Annotated in this window: 20 protein-coding genes; 12 read left to right on the top strand and 8 right to left on the bottom strand. The window is 64.3% G+C overall.

From position 1 onward, the window contains the following. Nucleotides 1–187 precede the first annotated feature (187 nt). The 5 genes from M2332_RS06550 to M2332_RS06530 all read left to right on the top strand — a co-directional run bounded on the left by M2332_RS06550 (nt 188) and on the right by M2332_RS06530 (nt 5761). Nucleotides 188–3157, top strand: coding sequence for a helicase-related protein (locus tag M2332_RS06550; protein ID WP_413715981.1), 2970 nt, complete (start codon nt 188–190; stop codon nt 3155–3157). Continuing rightward, the gene (locus tag M2332_RS06545) at nt 3141–3494 is read left to right on the top strand and encodes an RNA-binding S4 domain-containing protein (protein WP_264573415.1); all 354 of its coding nucleotides are present in this window, start codon (nt 3141–3143) and stop codon (nt 3492–3494) included. Before M2332_RS06550 ends, M2332_RS06545 begins: the two co-directional genes overlap by 17 nt. 94 nt (nt 3495–3588) lie before the next feature. Continuing rightward, nucleotides 3589–3927 (top strand): ferredoxin FdxA, encoded by a 339-nt coding sequence (gene fdxA, locus M2332_RS06540; protein ID WP_181560401.1) that lies wholly within the window; start codon nt 3589–3591, stop codon nt 3925–3927. A 391-nt stretch (nt 3928–4318) separates the two neighbouring features. Then, the gene (locus tag M2332_RS06535; RefSeq protein WP_181560400.1) at nt 4319–4849 is read left to right on the top strand and encodes a CarD family transcriptional regulator; all 531 of its coding nucleotides are present in this window, start codon (nt 4319–4321) and stop codon (nt 4847–4849) included. 174 nt (nt 4850–5023) lie between these two features. Then, entirely contained in the window at nt 5024–5761 is a 738-nt protein-coding gene (locus tag M2332_RS06530; RefSeq protein ID WP_264573414.1) for a DUF2807 domain-containing protein, read from the top strand. 64 nt (nt 5762–5825) lie between these two features. Here M2332_RS06530 and M2332_RS06525 read toward each other — a convergent pair whose 3' ends face one another. Beyond that, nucleotides 5826–6425 (bottom strand): PEPxxWA-CTERM sorting domain-containing protein, encoded by a 600-nt coding sequence (locus tag M2332_RS06525; protein WP_264573413.1) that lies wholly within the window; start codon nt 6423–6425, stop codon nt 5826–5828. A 239-nt stretch (nt 6426–6664) separates the two neighbouring features. Next, complete coding sequence (locus M2332_RS06520; protein ID WP_264573412.1) at nt 6665–8761, bottom strand: RelA/SpoT family protein; 2097 nt, start codon at nt 8759–8761, stop codon at nt 6665–6667. A gap of 178 nt (nt 8762–8939) precedes the next feature. On the opposite strand from M2332_RS06520, the gene M2332_RS06515 reads away from it, so the two are divergent. The 3 genes from M2332_RS06515 to M2332_RS06505 are packed head-to-tail and all read left to right on the top strand — an operon-like array spanning nt 8940 to nt 11355. Next, nucleotides 8940–9449 (top strand): winged helix-turn-helix transcriptional regulator, encoded by a 510-nt coding sequence (locus M2332_RS06515; protein WP_264573411.1) that lies wholly within the window; start codon nt 8940–8942, stop codon nt 9447–9449. Nucleotides 9450–9457: 8 nt separating this feature from the next. Further along, nucleotides 9458–10558, top strand: coding sequence for a sensor histidine kinase (locus tag M2332_RS06510; protein ID WP_181560395.1), 1101 nt, complete (start codon nt 9458–9460; stop codon nt 10556–10558). Beyond that, nucleotides 10555–11355: a LytR/AlgR family response regulator transcription factor gene (locus tag M2332_RS06505; protein ID WP_181560394.1), complete on the top strand. Its 801-nt coding sequence runs from the start codon at nt 10555–10557 to the stop codon at nt 11353–11355. Before M2332_RS06510 ends, M2332_RS06505 begins: the two co-directional genes overlap by 4 nt. A 102-nt stretch (nt 11356–11457) precedes the next feature. Here the strand turns inward: M2332_RS06505 and M2332_RS06500 are convergent, their stop codons facing one another. Continuing rightward, entirely contained in the window at nt 11458–11832 is a 375-nt protein-coding gene (locus M2332_RS06500; protein WP_181560393.1) for a glycine zipper 2TM domain-containing protein, read from the bottom strand. A 188-nt stretch (nt 11833–12020) separates the two neighbouring features. Here M2332_RS06500 and M2332_RS06495 point away from each other — a divergent pair, with 188 nt between their 5' ends. Continuing rightward, nucleotides 12021–13025 (top strand): esterase-like activity of phytase family protein, encoded by a 1005-nt coding sequence (locus tag M2332_RS06495; protein WP_264573410.1) that lies wholly within the window; start codon nt 12021–12023, stop codon nt 13023–13025. Nucleotides 13026–13106: 81 nt separating this feature from the next. On the opposite strand, the gene rpmB is transcribed toward M2332_RS06495, so the two are convergent. Then, complete coding sequence (gene rpmB / locus M2332_RS06490; RefSeq protein WP_181560391.1) at nt 13107–13400, bottom strand: 50S ribosomal protein L28; 294 nt, start codon at nt 13398–13400, stop codon at nt 13107–13109. 159 nt (nt 13401–13559) lie between these two features. Here rpmB and M2332_RS06485 point away from each other — a divergent pair, with 159 nt between their 5' ends. Continuing rightward, nucleotides 13560–14018: a nucleoside deaminase gene (locus tag M2332_RS06485; protein ID WP_264573409.1), complete on the top strand. Its 459-nt coding sequence runs from the start codon at nt 13560–13562 to the stop codon at nt 14016–14018. On the opposite strand, the gene M2332_RS06480 is transcribed toward M2332_RS06485, so the two are convergent. Beyond that, nucleotides 13977–16025 carry a hypothetical protein gene (locus tag M2332_RS06480; RefSeq protein WP_264573408.1) on the bottom strand — a complete coding sequence of 683 codons (2049 nt, stop codon included), beginning with the start codon at nt 16023–16025 and terminating at the stop codon, nt 13977–13979. The two genes, M2332_RS06485 and M2332_RS06480, sit on opposite strands and share 42 nt — an antisense overlap. Nucleotides 16026–16233: 208 nt before the next feature. Here M2332_RS06480 and M2332_RS06475 point away from each other — a divergent pair, with 208 nt between their 5' ends. After that, nucleotides 16234–16614, top strand: a complete 381-nt coding sequence (locus M2332_RS06475; protein ID WP_181560388.1) for a GtrA family protein — start codon at nt 16234–16236, stop codon at nt 16612–16614. 72 nt (nt 16615–16686) lie between these two features. Here the strand turns inward: M2332_RS06475 and M2332_RS06470 are convergent, their stop codons facing one another. Continuing rightward, the gene (locus M2332_RS06470; protein WP_181560387.1) at nt 16687–16896 is read right to left on the bottom strand and encodes a circumsporozoite protein; all 210 of its coding nucleotides are present in this window, start codon (nt 16894–16896) and stop codon (nt 16687–16689) included. A gap of 183 nt (nt 16897–17079) precedes the next feature. Between M2332_RS06470 and M2332_RS06465 the strand changes: the two genes are divergently transcribed. Next, the gene (locus M2332_RS06465) at nt 17080–18051 is read left to right on the top strand and encodes an ArsR/SmtB family transcription factor (protein ID WP_264573407.1); all 972 of its coding nucleotides are present in this window, start codon (nt 17080–17082) and stop codon (nt 18049–18051) included. A 42-nt stretch (nt 18052–18093) separates the two neighbouring features. Here the strand turns inward: M2332_RS06465 and M2332_RS06460 are convergent, their stop codons facing one another. Beyond that, entirely contained in the window at nt 18094–18276 is a 183-nt protein-coding gene (locus M2332_RS06460) for a DUF465 domain-containing protein (protein ID WP_181560385.1), read from the bottom strand. Between the two features lie 260 nt (nt 18277–18536). Then, nucleotides 18537–19250 carry a hypothetical protein gene (locus tag M2332_RS06455; RefSeq protein ID WP_264573406.1) on the bottom strand — a complete coding sequence of 238 codons (714 nt, stop codon included), beginning with the start codon at nt 19248–19250 and terminating at the stop codon, nt 18537–18539. Nucleotides 19251–19254 lie beyond the last annotated feature (4 nt).

Here is a 19254-nt window from a genome sequence, read left to right as displayed (position 1 = left end):
GACTGCCAAACGTCGCGCTTTGTTTGTAAAGGCAGGGGGTTAAAGTCAAATAAAGACACAATATCGACCTGCGGCTTGCGGCGAGTTGTGCGCAATCGTCGGCTGGTTGCGGAACCATCCCTAATTCTTGTGCCGTCTGGATTGAGCCTTGCCGTGAGGCACGCCGCGCTCCATGTGTCAGACAATCATGTCGAGCTACGAGCCTGCAGCTCTCAAGGCGGTCCTGGGACCGACCAACACGGGCAAGACCCATCTGGCGATTGAGCGGATGTGCGGCCATTCGAGCGGGCTCATGGGGTTTCCGCTCCGCTTGCTGGCGCGTGAGGTTTACGAGCGCGTGGTGCGAATCAAGGGCGCCGATCAGGTCGCGCTGCTGACCGGCGAGGAACGAATCGCGCCGCCCGGCGCCCGTTATGTGCTGGCGACTGCCGAGGCAATGCCGGTTCGCGGCGGCTTCGGCGCCTTCTCAGACTTCGCGTTCGTGGCGGTGGATGAGATCCAGCTCGCCGCCGACCCTGAGCGCGGCCACATCTTCACCGACCGGATGCTGAATGCCCGTGGGCGCGAGGAGACAATGCTGCTCGGCTCGGCGAGCATGGCGCCGTTGGTGCGCACGCTGCTGCCCAAGGCGGAAATCGTGACGCGGCCGCGCTTCTCGACCCTGCGCTACAGCGGCCCGCAGAAGCTCTCACGCCTGCCGCGCCGCTGCGCTGTCGTCGCCTTCTCCGTCGAGGAGGTGTACCGCGTCGCCGAAATGTTGCGCCGGCATCGCGGGGGCGCGGCGATCGTCATGGGCGCGCTCAGCCCCGCGACGCGCAATGCGCAGGTCGCGATGTTCGAGGCCGGAGAGGTCGATTATCTGGTGGCCACCGATGCCATCGGCATGGGGCTTAATCTTAACGTCGATCACGTCGCCTTCGCGTCGCTCCGCAAGTTCGATGGGCGGCGGACACGCCGCCTGACCGTCTCCGAAATGGCGCAGATTGCCGGGCGCGCCGGGCGCCACCAGCGGGACGGGACATTCGGCGATGTCGGCGCGGCGGATGGCGAGCCGGCCTTTTCTGCCGAGGAGGTGGAGCGGATCGAGGAGCATCGCTTCGACCCCATCGAGCAGATTTTCTGGCGGGAAGCGGACCTGCCGATGGACGACATCGACACGCTGATCGAGGCGCTGCTGGATCGGCCGGAGCGTGCGGGGTTGCGCGCGGCGCCCGAAGCGATTGACCTGGCGGTGCTGCAATATCTCGCCGACCTGCCGGACGTGCGCGCACGGGCGCGGGGCCGGGGGCAGGTCGCGCGGCTCTGGGCGGCCTGTTCCGTGCCGGATTTCCAGAAGCTCGGCATCGAGCATCATGCGCGCACCGTCCACCGCCTGTGGACGTGGCTGAGCCAGGGCAGCGGCCATATTCCGCAAGACTGGTTCGCAGCCCAACTCGCCCGGCTGGACAATGTGCAGGGCGATGTCGATGCGCTGGCCGGGCGGATCGGTGCCGTGCGAATCTGGGCTTATGTCGCGCAGCGCGACGATTGGCTGGCCCAGCCTGTCGAGATGGCGGCGCGCGCGCGGGCGCTGGAAGAGCGGCTTTCCGACGCCTTGCACGGCGCATTGAAGCAGCGTTTCGTCGATCGGCGCGCCTCCGCCTTGCTTCGGCGCGGCGGTGATGCCAAGGCGTTTTTGTCAGTGGACGTCGATGGCGCAGGCAATGTAACAGTCGATGGTCACAGGATCGGCACGATGCGGGGCTTCCGCTTCATCGTCGATCCCTTGGCGAGAGCGAATGAGAAGCGGCTGCTGCTGGCCGCTGCCGAACGGAGACTGGGTGCGCATTTGAACGAGATGGCTCAGGCATTGCTGGCGGTGGACGATAAAGCGTTCACTCTCGCCAGCCCTCCCGGCGGTGATGCGCAGATCATCTGGAACGGGCACCCGGTCGCGACGTTGAAGGCAGGGCAGCGTCTGCTCGCGCCTGAAATGACGCTGGATGCGGGGCTCTCCAGCCTCGTCCCGGAAATTCAGCAGGGCGTGCGCGATCGGCTCGCGCTCTGGCTCAAGAATCAATTCGAGCGCCACATTCCGGCGCTGCTGAAGATGGAGGCCGGCTCCACGGACGCCGAACTGCCGGCGACCGTGCGCGCGGTGCTCGCGCAACTGGCGGATGCCGGCGGTATCGTGCCGCGCAACACGCTGGATGAGGCGCTCGGGCAGGTCGCCAAGGAAGACCGCACCCATTTGCGCAAGGCCGGCGTGGTGATCGGCGTCATGGATTTGTATCATCCGGGCCTGATGAAGCCGGCGGCGGCGCAATGGCGCATGGTGCTGCTCTCGCTGAAATCCGGCAAGCCGCTGGTGGCACTGCCCGCGCCGGGCGCGGTGCTGCTGCAGAGCGGTGGCGGCGAAGAGCGCAAGGCGAGTGCGCCGAGCGAGCCGGTGGAATCCAGCGACGTTGCAGCGCCGGCTGAGGCCGAAACCGAAGCATCCGCGGAGGCTCCGGCGCCGGTTGAGGCTCCGGCATCCGAAACGCCGGCAGTTGCTGAGGCGCCCGCACCTGCCAAGGTCGCCAAGCCTGTCGTGCCGATCGACGAGATTGGCGCGCGCATTGCCGGGTTCCGCAAGCTGGGCGAGGCCTGGCTGCGCATCGATATGGCCGAACGGCTGGCGCGCGGGGCGCATGAGGCGATTGCAGCCGGTAAGCCTTATGGCGCTGATGATCCAACGATCGTCTCCATTGGCCTGAATGAAGCGAGCTTCCTGGAACTGATGCGGCAGGCGGGTTTCCGCCCGGTGCCCGATGCGGCGGAAGGCGCGCCCAACTGGCAGTTCCGTGGCCGGCCCAAGCCGCGTCCGAAATTCGAGGGGCCGCGCAATCGCGGCGGCAATCGTCGTCCGGCCCAGCAGGGGCGGCAGGATCAGGATGGCCAGGCTCAAGCGGCCGGCGATGGCCCGCGCAACCGCCCGGATCGGCGCGGTAAGGCGGCCGAGGGTGGCCCGCGTCGTGAACGGGACAAGCGCCCGGATCGCGACAATCGTTCCGATCGCGGCCAACGGCCGGATCGTGGTCCGCGACCGGACCGTGATGGCGGAGGTCGCGAGCGGCCGATTGTCGCCACGGGCAAGGCGTTGGCGGGTCTTGGCGCCCTGTTTGGCCGAGAGGACTGACTTTCTGGCGAGGCAGCGGGATGAGGGTGCATCGACCGGGCACGGACCGAGCCTGCGCCTCGACAAATTCCTCTGGTTTGTGCGCCTGTCTCCCAGTCGTTCCAATGCGCAGGCGCTGGCAGAGCGCGGCATCGTGCGCATCAATGGCCGCCGGATCGAGCGGGCGCACGCGCCGGTGCGTGTGGGTGACCTGCTCACCTTGCCGCAGGGCAATGTCATTCGCGTGATCCGCGTGGAACATCTGCCGGAGCGGCGTGGCCCGGCCCCCGAGGCCCAGCTTTGCTACAGTGCGATCACGCCCGGCGCCGACCCGGATACGACGGTGATGCCCCGATAAAGTTAAGCTACGCGCAATCCTTGCCCTTGCCTGTTGACCCTGTGGCGGCGCGCGCATATCGCGATCAGCGAAAACCAAGCTAGGAAAGCCAGCCATGACCTATGTCGTGACCGACGCGTGCATTCGCTGCAAATATATGGACTGCGTGGAAGTATGCCCGGTGGATTGCTTCTACGAGGGCGAGAACATGCTCGTGATCAATCCCAACGAGTGCATCGACTGCGGCGTGTGCGAGCCGGAATGCCCGGCTGAGGCGATCCTGCCCGATACCGAGAGCGGTCTCGAGCAGTGGCTTGAGGTGAACACCAAATATTCCGCCGAGTGGCCGAATATCACGACCAAGCGCGAACCCCCCGCGGATGCTGAAGAGCATAAGGGTGAGGACGGCAAGTTCGACAAATATTTCTCGCCTGAGCCGGGCGAAGGCGGCTGAGCCTTACGCACAACTGACTGTATTCGCCTGCAATTGCGGGCGGATGCGGTCCCTCGCGATGCCGACCTAGTGGCTCGCGAAGGACTAAGGGCGGGTTCGGAACGAGCCCGCTACGGTTGGGCCAGATGAACTCTCCAGACCAGCGCGACACGCCATCCATAGTGTGTCGGCGTGCGATATGCCGCAAAATATCAGATCACCTCCGGTTAGGCTGGTAATTTTGTTGCGAATCTGTTAAACCCGCCGGGAAGTGACACCCCTCGTCACTCAGGAGTATTCGCGCATGGCCTGTGGCTGGCACCTGCACATCTGCATTCTCGCACATCTGCATTCTCAACGTGCCGCGTAACTCAGCCAAGAATACAAACAGATAGAAGAAAGGTTCGCAAGAATGGCTGCAAAAGCGCTGTCTTTTGATGTCGGCGACTATGTTGTCTATCCGAAGCACGGCGTCGGCCGGGTGATCGAGCTGCAAAGCCAGAAGATCGCCGGGATCGACCTCGAGCTTTATGTGCTGCGTTTCGAGAAGGAGCGGATGACCCTCCGCGTCCCGACGAACAAGGCCGAAAGCGTGGGGATGCGCAAGCTCTCCTCGGACAAGACACTGGGCGAGGCACTCGAAACCCTCAAGGGCAAGCCGAAGGTGAAGCGGACGATGTGGTCGCGCCGCGCGCAGGAATATGAAGCCAAGATCAATTCCGGCGATCTGGTGTCGATCGCGGAAGTGACCCGTGACCTGTTCCGGGCGGACGATCAGCCCGAGCAGAGCTATTCCGAGCGTCAGATCTTCGAAGCCGCCTCCAGCCGTCTGGCGCGTGAACTCGCGGCGATGGAAGAGGTGGACGAGGCGACGGCTCTCAAGAAGATCCTCCAGATCCTCAACGAGGCTGCCCCGAAATATGCCAAGGAACGCGTCGAGTAATCGAGGCTTCTTCCTTAGAGACCAAGAGACGGCGCCCCTTACGGGCGCCGTTTTTTGTTGGGGCGCGTCCACGCCAGGGGCATCGTCCATAGTCACCTCGTCACGATGGGGGCTCGTGTTGGCGACTTGGGGCGACACATCTGCTATGCTCGCGCTCATGAACTGCTTCGGGGGATGACCGTCATGACATCAGGTGCCGCGCGCCGGACGATCCGGCTGCTGATGCTCGTGGCTGCCGCTGGCGGACTGTCAGCGGCCCATGCAGCGAACCGCACCTATATCGTGACCGACTTTGATAGCATCCGTGTCGAGGGACCATTGGAAGTCTCCCTTGAAACCGGGCGCGGGGCGTCCGCGCGGGGCGAGGGAGATCGTGCCACGCTGGATGCTCTGCAACTGACGGTGTCTGCGCGCACGCTGACGGTGCGCCTCCGCGCGCCCGTGGCCGGCGCTGCCGGGGCGCAGGGCGCGCGGGGCACGGCGCGCCTCGCTCTCACAGTGCCGAGCTTGCGCCGGGTGCAACTTGTGGGCTCCGGTCTGCTGCGCGTGAAGGGCCTCAACAAGGCGACTGCCGATGTGAATCTCGTCGGCAGCGGTCGCATCGAGGTGAGGGGAATCGAGATCGACGATCTCAAGCTCGTGCAAGGCGGGGCGGGCAGCACGCTCCTGTCCGGGCGAGCGCGCAAGGTGCAGATCGGCCTCTCCGGCAGCGGCACGCTCGATGCGAGCGACCTGCGGGTCGTGGACCTCGATCTTGCGGTGGATGGCGCCGCGACGGCCGAGACCTTTGCCGAGCGAACCGCCAAAGTGATGCTGGTGGGAACCGGCAGCGCGGTGGTGGAGGGGCGCCCTGCCTGTACCGTGCGCCAGGTCGGGAGTGGTCTGGTGCGCTGCGGACGCCCTGCGCCTTGAGGTAAAAGAAAGGGCGCCGGAAACCCGACGCCCTGTCCTTATGCAATTCTGGCGGTCAGGTTGATCAGGCGAACTGAACCTTCGCGGCGCGGCGGCGCATCAGCATGCCTGCCAGGCCGAGACCGGCGACCATCAGTGCCCAGGTGGCGGGCTCCGGCACGGGAGCCGGGACCGGCGCTGCGCCCGTCTTGTAGATGGTCGCGTTCGAGCCGCTGGCGAACTGGAGATTCAGCAGGTCGATGCCGTCGGTGCCAGCATCGAACTTATAGAATGCGGTGATGTTGTTGGCGAGCGGCTGACCCTTGCCCGACGGATTGGGAATGTTGCCGAAGTGCACGCCGATATAGGTCGTGCCGTACATCATCGTGTCGAAGTTGAGGGTGGTGGTCGAGATCCAGGGCGAACCGGAGACCTTCTCCACGGCGCTGGAAAAGGCGTTGGGGAGCGTCAGACCGAGCAGGGCCAGTGCGGACGTCTGATCTCCCGTGGTGGCCTGACTGGCCAGATTACCATTGTAGAAGCCGACGCAGCTGAAGCTCGAACTCGCGGTGAGGCCAATGTCCGATGCGGAGCAGCTTGCGGCAGAGCTGACAAGCGCAGCCTGAGCCGGCTGAACGGCAAAAGCAGCACAGGTCACCAGCGATGCGATGAGGATCTTACGCATGTATCGAACTTCCCGACTGAGCGTTCTCGGCTCGTTTCCTTTGGCAGGCCTGCCTTCGTTCCAACGGAGGCTTCCTGATGACCGAGCATGTAGAGCCCGCGGCAAAAAGGGGCGAGGTCGTTAAGGATAGTTTCCTGGCCCTTCCGGGCGCTGTCCGACATTGGCACTGTTTTGCAGCAAGGATTAACGCGCGTGGAAAAGCGGGATGATCGTTTGCAAGGCGCTGCCGCCCGCCGCCGCTAGATCCGATCCGCCTGCACCACGGCGTCCACGGCCCGCAACGCCGAGAGAATTCGGGCGACGTGGCTCGCATCTTCCACCTCAAGATCGATGAGATCGGTGTGGAACGGGCCTTCGCGGTTCACCAGTTGCAGGTTGAGGATGTTGGCCTTGTTGACCGCGAAGATGTTGGCCACCGTCGCCAGAGCGCCAGGCTGGTTCTTCAGGATGACCGACAGCCGCGCCGTGCCACCCTTGGCTTCGCTGTCCCAGCTGAGGTCCACCCAGTCGGCATCCTGACCGGTCTCCAGCACGAGGCAATCGATGGTATGCACCTCGATCGGTTCGCCCGGCCGCCGCAGGCCGACGATGCGGTCGCCCGGAACGGGATGACAGCATTCTGATAGGGTGAAGGCGATGCCGGGCGTCAGGCCGATGATCGAGACCGCCTGCGCCTGCTTCTTGCGCCGCCGCGCCGCGCCGGGTGCGTCCTCCGCACTGCCGGGCACTAGGGCGTTCATCACCTCCTCGTCCGAGATACGGTTGGTTGCGATGGCGATCATCAGCGCGGCCTTGTCTTCCAGCTTGAGCCGCTTGATCGCCGCTTTCTCCGCCTTGTCGCCAATTTCCACCGGCAGGCGCAGCACGATCTCCTCGTAGAGCTTCTCGCCCAGCGCGATCGTCTCGGTGCGCTGTTTCTGGCGGATGAACCGGCGGATCGCTGCGCGGGCCTTGCCGGTGATCGCGAAGCTGAGCCAGCCGGGCTGCGGCTCCTGCGCATCGGACTTGAGGATCTCGACCTGGTCGCCATTCTCAAGCTGCGTGCGCAGCGGCATGACGCGCCCATTGATCTTCGCGCCGACGGTCTGGTTGCCGAGCGTGGTGTGGACGGCATAGGCAAAATCGACGGGCGTCGATCCCTTGGGCAGCTGTTGCAGCTCTCCCTTGGGGGTGAAGGCGAAGATCCGATCCTGATACATCGCCATGCGGGTGTGCTCGAGCAACTCCTCCGCGTCATGGCTCTGCTCGAGGATTTCGACGAGATCGCGCAGCCAGCCGGCCTGCCCGTCGGGGCGCGCGCCGGACTGCTTGTAGGCCCAGTGGGCGGCAAGGCCGAACTCGCTATCCTGATGCATCCGCTCCGAGCGAATCTGCACCTCGATGCGGGCATTCTCCTCGTGGATCACGGTGGTATGCAGCGACTGATAGCCGTTGCGCTTTGGCGTGGAGATGTAATCCTTGAACCGCCCGGGCACCATCTTGAAGCGCTGATGGATCAGGCCCAGGGCGCGGTAGCAATCGTCCGTGCTGTCGGTGACGACGCGGAATGCCATGATGTCCGTCAGCTGCTCGAAGCTGATGTGGCGCTCCTGCGTCTTTCGCCAGATCGAGTAGGGATGCTTTTCCCGGCCGGAGACCGTGACGTGCATGCCCGCCGAGGTGAGCATATTTTGCAGCTGCGTCGAGATGCGGGCAACCTTGCTCTCGCCACCTTCCTTGAGCAGGGCGAGACGCTTGGTGACGCTGTCATAGGCATCGGGCTCAAGCTGCTGAAAGGCAAGGAGCTGCATCTCGCGCATGAACTCGTACATGCCGATGCGCTCGGCGAGCGGCGCGTAGATATCCATCGTCTCGCGGGCGATGCGGCGGCGCTTTTCCTCATTCCTGATGAAGTGCAACGTGCGCATATTGTGCAGCCGGTCCGCCAGCTTGACGAGCAGCACGCGAATATCATCCGACATGGCGAGGAGAAACTTGCGCAGATTCTCGGCGGCCCGCTGGCTTTCGCTCTGCGCTTCGATCTTGCTGAGCTTGGTCACGCCATCGACCAGTCGGGCAACGTCCTGCCCGAACAGGCGCTCGATCTCCGCCGTGGTGGTGAGCGTATCCTCGATCGTATCGTGCAGCAGGGCGGTGACGATGGTCTTATCGTCCAGGAACAGATCGGTCAGAATGCCTGCCACTTCAATCGGATGACTGAAGTAGGGATCGCCACTGGCGCGTTTTTGCGTGCCATGCTTGGCGACCGAAAACACATAGGCGCGGTTGATCAGGGCCTCATCGGCATCCGGGTCATAGCCTTTGACCCTCTCGACCAGTTCATATTGACGCAACATCGTCGCGCAACATGGTGGGCGGACCCCGTGCAGCGCAACAAAAAACTCGCGCTGCAGCGGCCGGGGAGGGGGAAGTTGTCCCCTCAACGCCACGCTCCGCCCGATCCGTGCGACGAAGGCACAGTCGAGCGCACTCGCCATTTGGCGCGGCGCGCCGAATGCGCTAGCGTCGCTGGCCATGGCTGAACGCAAGGGTCTTGATGCATTTGAGGGCTGCGCCCTGCCGGCCGCGCTCGAAACGATGGGCGAGCGGTGGTCGTTCATGATCCTGCGCGCCTGCTTCAGCGGCATCGTTTATTTCGAGGATTTCCAATGTGCGCTCGGCATCGCCCGCAACATCTTGTCCAATCGGTTGGGTAAGCTGGTTACGAGGGGCATCCTCACCCGTGAGCCGGTCGCCAATGACAAGCGCCGTGTCGCTTACGGCCTTACCGAGAAAGGCAAAGCCTTGATGCCGGTCATGATTGCGCTGCGCCAGTGGGGAGAGCGCTGGGAGCCAGTGCAGCCCGCACGGCGTATTCTGGCGGACAGCCGCGACCGGCAGCCGGTCCGCGAGGTGCGCTTGCAGGCAGCCGATGGCCGGCTGCTCGACTATCAGGATCTGTGCTGGATCGAGGCGCCGGCCGCGGCCGACGAGGAGCCGGACTGCACAGCCGCGCCCCTGCGCGCGATGGGCGCCGCGCGTTGAGCCCGCCGATGACATCCGTGCTCGTCATCCGCCGTCGCCCGTTCTTTGAGGATAAGAACAAGGCGTTCTGGACCTTGCAGGCGGTCGGATGGACCGGCGCCTTCCTGCTGCGCGCGGTCTCCGGCATCGCCAATGGCCAGCCGATGTCCTTTCTGGTGCCGGTGCTGATCTCGACGATCACCGGCTATTCGCTGACGCTGCTGATGGCGGTCGGCTATCGCTTCCTGCTACGGCAGACGCCCATCGTTACCTGGACGGCCTCGATCGTCATCGCGATCGTTGCGGGCGGAACATCGGCCTTTATCGATGCCTGGGTGTTCACCACGCTCAACCAGTCGGGCGATGGCTCCAGCCTCAAGCTGTTCCTGGGAGCCTTTTACCTCAATTTCACGCTGCTGGGGGCGTGGTCGGCGCTTTATTACGCGATTAATTTCTACATCACGGTAGAAGAGCAGGCCGACCAGTTGCAGTTGCTGGAGAGCCAGGCCAGCAGTGCCCAGCTCGCCATGCTGCGCTACCAGCTCAATCCGCATTTCCTGTTCAACACGCTCAACAGCATTTCCACGCTGGTGCTGCTCAAGCAGACGGAGCGGGCCAATGCCATGCTCTCGCGGCTGTCGGCCTTCCTGCGCTACACGCTCATCAACGAGCCGACGGCGCAGGTGACGCTGGAGCAGGAGGTCGAGACGCTCAAGCTGTATCTCGAAATCGAGAAAATGCGCTTCGAGGATCGTCTGCGCCCGATTTTCGACATCCATCCAGCAGTGGCATCGGCGCGACTTCCTTCGCTGCTGCTGCAACCTTTGGTCGAGAACGCCATTAAATATGCCGTAACCCCCCAGGAGGAGGGCGCGGATATCGTGGTCACAGCGCAGCCTGTCGGCGAAAACGTGCGGATCGTCGTTTCGGACACCGGTCCCGGCTTGAATGGGAGCGATCAGCGCATGACGAAGGGTACGGGTGTGGGCCTTGCCAACATTCGTGACCGATTGGTTCAGGCGTTCGGGGAACGCCAGAATATGGAAACGCGTTCACCACCCGAGGGGGGCTACAGCGTCATCATCGAGATGCCGTTCATTACCGCCGAACCATCAAGGGTAGCCGCATGACCATACGCACCATTCTCGTCGACGATGAAAGCCTCGCCATTCAGGGGCTGAAGCTCCGCCTGGAGGCTCATCCCGACGTTGAGATTGTGGAGACGTGCACCAACGGTCGCGAAGCGATCCGCGCGATCAAGACACACAAGCCCGATCTCGTTTTCCTCGATATCCAAATGCCCGGCTTTGACGGCTTCTCTGTGGTCCAGGGGGTGATGGAGGTCGAGCCGCCGCTCTTCATCTTCGTGACGGCTTATTCCGATCACGCGCTGCGAGCCTTTGAGGCCAAGGCGATCGATTATCTGATGAAGCCGGTGGAAGAGCAGCGCCTTGCCGATGCGCTCGACCGTGCCCGGACCCGCCTGCACGAGAAGAAGCAGGTGGAGGAAGCCGGTCGCCTGCGCGAAGTGCTGGCCGAGGTGGCTCCGGACGCGGTGTCCGAAATGCCTGCGGACAATGAGGCGCCCTCATCGAGCCGTTATGAGAAGCTTATCAACATCAAGGATCGCGGGCAGATCTTCCGCATCGATGTCGATACCATCGAGCGGATCGACGCGGCCGGCGATTATATGTGCATCTACACCGCGGATAACTCGCTGATCCTGCGTGAGACGATGAAGGATCTCGAAAAGCGGCTGGACCCGCGCAATTTCCAGCGCATCCATCGCTCGACCATCGTCAACCTGTCGCAGGTTCGTCAGGTCAAGCCGCATACCAACGGCGAGTGCTTCCTGATCCTTGAATCCGGCAGCCAGGTGAAGGTGAGCCGCTCCTATCGCGACGTGGTCGCGCGCTTCGTGCACTAAGAGCGCCACCGCTCAGGTGACGCGACTGAAAAGAAAGGCCGGTCCCTCGCGGGGCCGGCCTTTCCATTTGCCTGGGAGGCAGAAGCGTGGCTGTCAGGCTGCTCAGCAGCGGCTGTCGGCCTTGTCGATCGCGCGGCCGGCAATCGCGCCGACGGCGCCGCCGATGATCACGCCTGCGGTCTTGTCGCCACGGCGACCGGCGACCTCATGGCCGAGCAGGCCACCGGCAAGGGCGCCGATGATCGTGCCGCCCGTGCCATTGTCCCGGCAGCGGTTATCGTAGCGATAGTTGCGGCGGTCAGAATAACGGGCATCGCGGTAATCACGATAGTCGCGGTCGTTGTAGCGATAGTCACGGCCATAATCGCCGCGATAGTCGCGATAATGGTCACGGGCCATGGCCGGAGCCGTGACGCCGAAGGACGTTGCGACCATGGTGGCGGCCGCCGTGATGCTGAGGAACTTGCGTGCAGTCATGGTCTTGCTCCTTCAAATCCTTTGGCGGGCATCTTGCGGCACGGTGGCCACGCCTTGTCCGTCATGATGTCTGTTTAGACCCCATCCGTTGAGCCAAAGCTGAATGGACATTTTAGGCAAGGTTCAGCTTTGCCGACCTGACGTCGCTTGGCTGGCGCGCTGCCCCAGGGGGCGCTAGGAGCAAGGCCATGCGGCGCATCCTGCTCATTCTCGCCCTCTTCATTCTGCTGATGAATGGCCGCCACCCGGCGCTTTCTCCGGGTCTTGAGAATGGGCCGCTGCTCATCAAGGCCGAGCCACTGGCGCTAAGGTCGGCCGCAGCGGACGCCACGGCCTTCGGGCCGCTCCGCCTGACGGGCGCCTGGTCCCTGACCAGCCCGCGTGAGGTCTTCGGCGGCATTTCCGCGCTGATGGTGCGTGCTGACGGCAATCTGACCGGGCTGACCGATTCGGGGGAATTGTTTGAGAACATGCGGCCGGGGCGGCCGGGCGTTGGCAAGGTCCAGTCCCTGCCGCGCTGGGCGGTCGAGCAGGACTGGCCGCGTTGGAAGATGGATTCGGAGAGCCTCGCGCATGACCCGGTGTCGGGGCGCTCCTGGGTGGGGTTCGAGCATCTTCAGCGAATCTGCCGCTATGCGCCCCGGTTTCGCCATGTCGAAGCCTGCGTCGCCCCTGCGGAAATCAGACATTGGCCCTCGACGGGCAGCATCGAATCGCTGGTGCGGTTGGGCGATGGGCGGTTTCTCGCCATTGCCGAAATGGCGCAGGACCGCTCCGGTGCGTTCGAAGCGCTGCTGTGGCAGGGCGATCCGGTCGCGCGGGAGACACCACCGCCGCTGCAGCTTCGCTATCACGCGCCCGCCGGTTACCGGCCGACGGATGCGCTGTGGCTTGGCGGAGACCGGCTGCTGGTTCTCAATCGACGGCTGACGCTGGCACACGGCTTTACGGCCCGGCTGAGCCTTGTGCGATTGCCAGCATTCAAGGATGGCGCCGAGCTTTCCGGTACGGTCGTGGCCCGGCTGGAGCCGCCCGGGTTGGCGGATAATTTCGAGGGGCTGGCGCTGGGCTGGGAGGCGGGTCAGCCGATCCTGTGGGTCGTTTCCGACAATAACCGCTTTGCCCTGCAGCGCACCTTGCTGCTGCGCTTCGCCTTGCCGGCCGACTGGATCGGGGAGGGGCTGCGACCCTGAATTACAGGCACAGAAAAAGGCGGCCTGCTGAGGCCGCCCCTTTCAATCTCTGTGTCTGGCCGAATGGATCGGCCAGCGCGTTCAGGCAGCCTTGACGGCTACCTTCTTGACGATCTCACGCTTCAGGCGACGCACGCGCAGCGAGAGCTTTTCGTCAGAGGTCTTGAGCAGCCAGTTGTCCAGACCACCGTTATGCTCGACCGAGCGCAGGCCGTGGGTCGAAACCCGCAGCTTCACGCCACGCTCCAGCGTGTCGGAGATGAGCGTCACATTCTGCAGGTTGGGCAGAAACACGCGCTTGGTCTTGTTATTGGCGTGGGACACGTTGTGGCCCACTTGGCGGCCCCGGCCGGTCAGTTCGCAGATGCGCGACATGTCAATCGATCCTGATACTTGGTCGTTCGGAAAGCGGCGCCGATACAAGGCGGGGGACGAATCGTCAAGGCGGTTTCCCGCAAAACGACCCTGTCCTTGCGCGCGGCCTAGCAGGACTGGCCTCGACAGGGAAGGGCGGATGAGCCACTAGCTGCGATCATGTCGAGCGCTTTTCCCCTGCCCGAGCCGATGCGTCTGGCGCTGGACTGTGCGCGCCGCGCTGCGGACGCGGGGGAAGTGCCGATCGGCGCTGTGATAATGCGGAATGGCGCGGTGATCGGGCAGGGCGAGAATCGCAACCGGCGCGATCGCGATCCCACGGCGCATGCCGAGATCGTCGCGATCCGCGCTGCCTGCGCACATCTCGGGCAGGACCGGCTTGGCGATTGCGACCTGTGGGTGACGCTCGAACCCTGCCCCATGTGCGCGGGGGCCATTGCCCATGCCCGGATCGCCCGGCTTTATTATGGCGCGGCCGATCCCAAGGGCGGTGGTGTCGAGCATGGTGCGCGGGTCTTTGCGCAGCCTCAATGCCATCACCGTCCGGAGATCTTTCCCGGCATCGGCGAGGACAGCTCAGCGCGCCTTTTGCGGGACTTTTTCGCCGCGCGGCGGTGACGCGGTTGCGGAAGAGGCCTGCGCCGCCAGCGGCGTGATCCGGTAGAGCCGGTAGGGCAACTCGCTCGGCGCCTTGACGGTGACCGGCGTCAGGAAGGGGAATGTCTCGCCACGCGCCAGCCGTGCATAGAAGCCCTTGGGGCTGCGGCGCTGGTAGATCGTCCCTTCCGGGAAGCCGGGACAGTAGAGCAGATAGGTCGCGCCGCGCTTCTGCGCGATCTTGCGAAATGTCTCGGGCGACCCATCGAAGGCGTGGTGCACGTCGAGAATGGCTTCCTGATTGCGGTGATAGGGGCCGGCAATGACCGTGTGGTGCGTAATCGCGATGAGGCGCGGCCCCAGATCGACGAGGGTGAAGATCGTCGCAGGCGCGATCTGGTCGAGCGGTTGCAGCGCAGGCTGGGTGCGGCAGCGCACTTCCGGTCGATGCGTGCCGGTGAGCGGCTTCGTGGCGGGTTTTGAGACCGCGGACAGATTGGACGCCGGTGCGGCGCTGGCGCTGTTGGCTGAGGCGTTCTTCGCCGAGGGGGACGCCTGGTTGCGAATCGAGGGCGCGGTGTTCGCCTGGTTTTCCGGCTTGGGCGCCTGGGCAAAGGCCTTTGAAACGATGGGATAGAGGAAATAGACGCTGCTCGCCCAGATGAGGACGAGCGCGGCCGGCACGGCCAGCAATCGCCGGAGCCACGAGCCGGTGAGCAGGGTGACGATGATCGCCCAGCCGGCCCAGGCGACCGGGGGAATGGCCAGAAGCTGCGCGGCAGGGCCGGCGCGGATTTGCCAGAAGGTGAGCGCGATGGCGAAGGCGATCATCAGCGTGACCGTGGCCCAGGCCCACATCCGCTCCGAATCGCGGCGGGCGGCCCAGCAACCGATCAGGCCACAGAGCAGACCCGTCACCGGCAGGCTGATCATCGGCACCCAGCTCGATTGTGCTTGCACATAGATCGGCTTGGCCTCGCGGATGTAGACCAGCCAGCTCTTCTGGAGTTCAGGCGAGATGCCGTAGAGGTCCGTCACGCAATTGGGCCAGCTCAGCCATGCAAAAGCGAGAACGGCCCCTCCCCCAAGGGCCGCGGCGCCCAGGCGCTGCAGCCAGCCGCGGAGGGGCAGGAGGGTGAGGCCGTAAAGAACGCCCGCCGTCAGCACGAGTACGCTGGCCCAGACCGGTGAGATGGCATCGCATACCGGCGCGCGATTGGCGTTGCTGGCGAACAGCGCGTAGCCGAGCGCCGTCGTACCGCCGAGGCCAAGCGCATAGGGGCGGACGCGGCGGGCAGCGCCTTCCTTGAAAATCCACCGCAAGGCAATGAGCGCGCCGGCCCCGACGAGATATACCAGCATTTCCATGCCGATGACCACGGAGAGAGCGCTGGCGACGCCGGTGACGACACCGCCGCGCGTCCACTTGCGATCGACAAGGCCCGCAAGCGCGGTCGCCGTGAGCGCCAACTGCCAGCCATGATGATCTATGCGCAGCGGCATGAACATGGAGAGGCCCATGCCGGCGCCCAGCGGCAGCAGCATCGCGATGAACCAGCCCTGGCCTTGGCCACGATCCGATAAGCGCCGGGCGATGAAGGCAAGGGCGAGCATCAGCAGCAGCAACGGGAGCAGTGGCTCGACGCCAACCGCCAGTTCCTCGGCGCGCGCGCGATCGGTGAACAGGCTGAAGAAGAGGATGAGGGCGGCGATGGGCAGATCGACCAGCCGGCTCCAGTGGATATTGGCGCCATCGGGCGGCGCCATGCGGTGCTGCCGCAAATCCCACCAACTCTGCCCGGCCAGCCAGTCCCTCACCTGCAGATACCGCATATTATCGTCGGTATCGCCAAGGGAGAGGAAGCGAATGGCATCCGCGGAGCGATTCAGGAAATAGGCCGCGATGATCAGCCAAGCGATGACGATCAGCCAGCGCCATTCACGCTGCGCGAACCCCTCTATGGCGCGCCACAGCCGGCTCGCGCGCGATGTCCACCCGCTTTGAGTGGCAGAACTGTCAATCCGCATGGTTCAGCGCCCGATAGCCATATGTGCAGGAACAGGCAGGGCGGCCTCGTCGTCCCGATACGCCTGCGGTCTTACCCAATGGGGAACCGCGACCATTGCCGCTGCCGAGTTCACGGCCTAGGGCTTAGCCATGTGCATCAAAAGCGCAACGGGGCAAATCACACATGAGTGAATCGAAACGCCGGTCGGCTGAAAGTGCGTGTAGCTGATGATCGGTGGACAACTCGTGCGCTATGCGCTGACCGGCGGCTTCGTCACGGCGCTGCAGGCTGGCGTCTACTGGGTTCTGGCGCAATTGCTGGGCGTCCACCCGCAACTCGCGAATGTCTGCGGCTATCTGGTGGCGGTAGCTACAGGCTATGTGCTGCATGGCCGCTTCACATTTCGGGGGCATGGTAGCCGGGATCGTCCGGTGGCGCAGGCGGTGCGCTTTGCGATCGTTTCGCTGCTCAGTCTGGCGCTCAACGCCTTCTGGGTCTGGCTGTGCGTGGAACGGCTGATGCTGCCGCTCTGGTCGCCGATCCCCTTGATGGGCGTGGTCACGCCGGTGCTGGTCTTCACGCTCAACCGCCAATGGGTGTTCCGCTAAGGCGAGCGCGCAATAAAAAGGGCCGCCGGATCGCCGGCAGCCCTTTTCGAATTCTTACGGCAAAGCCGTGGATTACATCGCGTTGTTGGCGACGTTGCTGGCACCGTTCGCCATGTTGTCCATCGCGTTGCCCGCGGCGTTCATGGTGTTGTCGGCAGCGTTTTCCACGTCGTTCGACATGTTCACGGTGTTGTTGACGGCTTCGTTGGTCTCGGACTTGGAGCACGCGGCGAGGCCGAGCGAAGCAGCCAGAACAAGCGAGATGGCAATAGTCTTGGTCATGGGCAAACCCCTTGATGAATTCAAACCGAGCAGAAGCTGTGGAAGGGGTCCCCCCCCTTTGCCTGCGGAGCGATTCGTATCGATTTGTGAGCGCCAGCGCAATCCCTTGGTAATGATGCCCATTAACCAGCGATGAAAGCTATGGCTTGAACTGCCTCCGCGGATGCCGCAGACAGCCGGGCGATGCTGGGACAACTCGATCTTTTCCGCGCTCTTGCCGATCCCACGAGACTGCGGATCGTGCATCTTCTGCGTGAGATGGAACTGGCGGTGGGCGAAGTCGCGCTCGTCGTCGGGCAGAGCCAGCCCCGCGTCTCCCGGCATGTCCGCATATTGGTGGAGGCCGGGCTGGCGGAACGCCGGAAGGAAGGCAGTTGGGTGTTCCTGCGTCTGTGCGGGGGACAGGAGACGCCGGCATTGCTGGCCCTGCTTGACGCGGCAGCACCCTCAGCAAGCGAGCGGCTGTGGATCGAAGCGGATCAGGCGCGCCTTACGGCCGTTCGGGCGGAGCGGGCGCGCGCGGCCGAGGATTATTTCGCGAGCCATGCCGAGGAATGGGACGCCCAGCGCTCGCTCTATGTGCCGGAGGCCGATGTGGAAGCGGCCATGCTGGCGATGCTCAAGACGCACGAGCTTGGCCGCTTGCTCGATGTGGGCACGGGGACGGGGCGGATCGCGACCCTGTTCGCCGCGCAGTCCGAGCAGGTGCTGGCGATCGATCGCAGTGCCGAAATGCTGCGGCTGGCGCGCGGGAAGCTGCCGCGCGACATCGCCGACCGGGTGCATTTTCTGGCCGGCGATTTCAGTGCCTTGCCCATCGAGGATGGATCGGCCGACACGGCGATTTTACATCAGGTGCTGCATTATGCGCAGGCGCCCGAGCGGGTCATCGCCGAGATCGCGCGCACCTTGCGGCCGGGCGGGCGGCTGCTGATCGTCGATTTCGCGCCGCATGAGCGGGAGGAATTGCGAACGCGCGACGCCCATAGCCGGCTGGGCTTTTCCGATGAGCAGATTAGGGCATGGTTCGCCGCGGCGGGGGTCGCGCTGGAGCAGGTGGATACGCTGGCGGGCGGCGAGCTGACCGTGAAGCTGTGGCTCGGCCAGAGCCAGCGCGTGCCGCTGGCTCAAAAAAAGGACGCCCGACGCGCATAAACGCCGGGCGCCGCGACTGCATTTCGCGACAATCGAGGGAGATCAGTCGCTCGGCACGAGGTGGCGCCGGCGCGCCATCAAGGCCAGCCGGTCCTTGACCGCCAGCTTGAGGCGCTTGAGTCGCTGCAGCTTTCCGAAATCCGGCGCGCGCTGCCGCTGTTCAAAGCGCAGGGCTTCATCGAGCTTCTGGTGCCGATCAAGGAGACTGAAGATATGCTTGGACATATGCCACTCCGTTGGAAGGTTTCCAAAACTCGGGTGACAACCGGGCGATGATCTTGTCTGCATGGGGGTGCCAGACGTCGCACCGGTGTCACCCGATGCGGTCCGACATCACGAGCTGACGCAGGGGGAACGTCGTTGCTCGCCAGAGGGGCCCGGCCCGCACATCCAATGTAGCAAGCCGAGACGGCTGTTCAAGTCTGAACAGGCTTTTTCTGTCGCAAAAACCGCCTCATAGCGGGCGTGGCGCGGAGCGACCGGCGTTATTCGCCGAGTTGGCGGGCTTCCTGATATTTAAGCTCAAGATAGCGGTTATGAACCGCGAGCTTGTCGAGATCGCCATCGGCGAGCTGGGCCGTCACATGCGCGATCTCCTGCTCGATGACGGAGAGGCCCTCGACCAGTTGCGCGTCCGGCACGCGGCCGTTGCGAGGGACATGACGCAGCGGTTCGGGAATCGACTGATAGCCGGTAACCAGCTCCGGCAGATGGTCGCTGAGCAGGCGCCGGACCTCGACGGCGGCAGGCTCGCGGGGGTCGAGCTTGGCGAGCTGAGGTGCCAGGGTCTCCAGCCGGTTGCCGATGGCGTTGACGATGGGGATGGCGGGCGCCGGGAGCGCGCGACGCTGATTGTCGAGCCAGATCTCGGTCTTTTGCGGAAGCGTCTTGAGGTCCGCCTGCGCGAGCCGTTCCGGCTCCATGACGCGGGGCTCGGTGGAGATGAACGCGAAAGCGAGGCAGGCGATGAGCAGGCCCATGACCAGCAGAACGCCCGTGGTGCCGATGCCACCCAGCACGAACCCGGCAATCGCCGCGCCCACCAGCACGGCAGCGACCGCGAGGATCATGCGCTTGAGCCGCCGCGTCCAGTCGCGCTGCATCCGGGCGATCTTGCGACCGGTATGGCGGTAGCGCTCGCTGGTCCGCGCAATCAACTCATTGGCGCGCTGGACGATTTCGTCGACTTCGCTGGGCATGGCG

Source organism: Sphingobium sp. B11D3A (genome assembly GCF_025961695.1).
Classification (GTDB): domain Bacteria; phylum Pseudomonadota; class Alphaproteobacteria; order Sphingomonadales; family Sphingomonadaceae; genus Sphingobium.
Note: the sequence above shows the minus strand (reverse complement) of the source record. Positions and strands in the feature narration are given on the sequence as shown.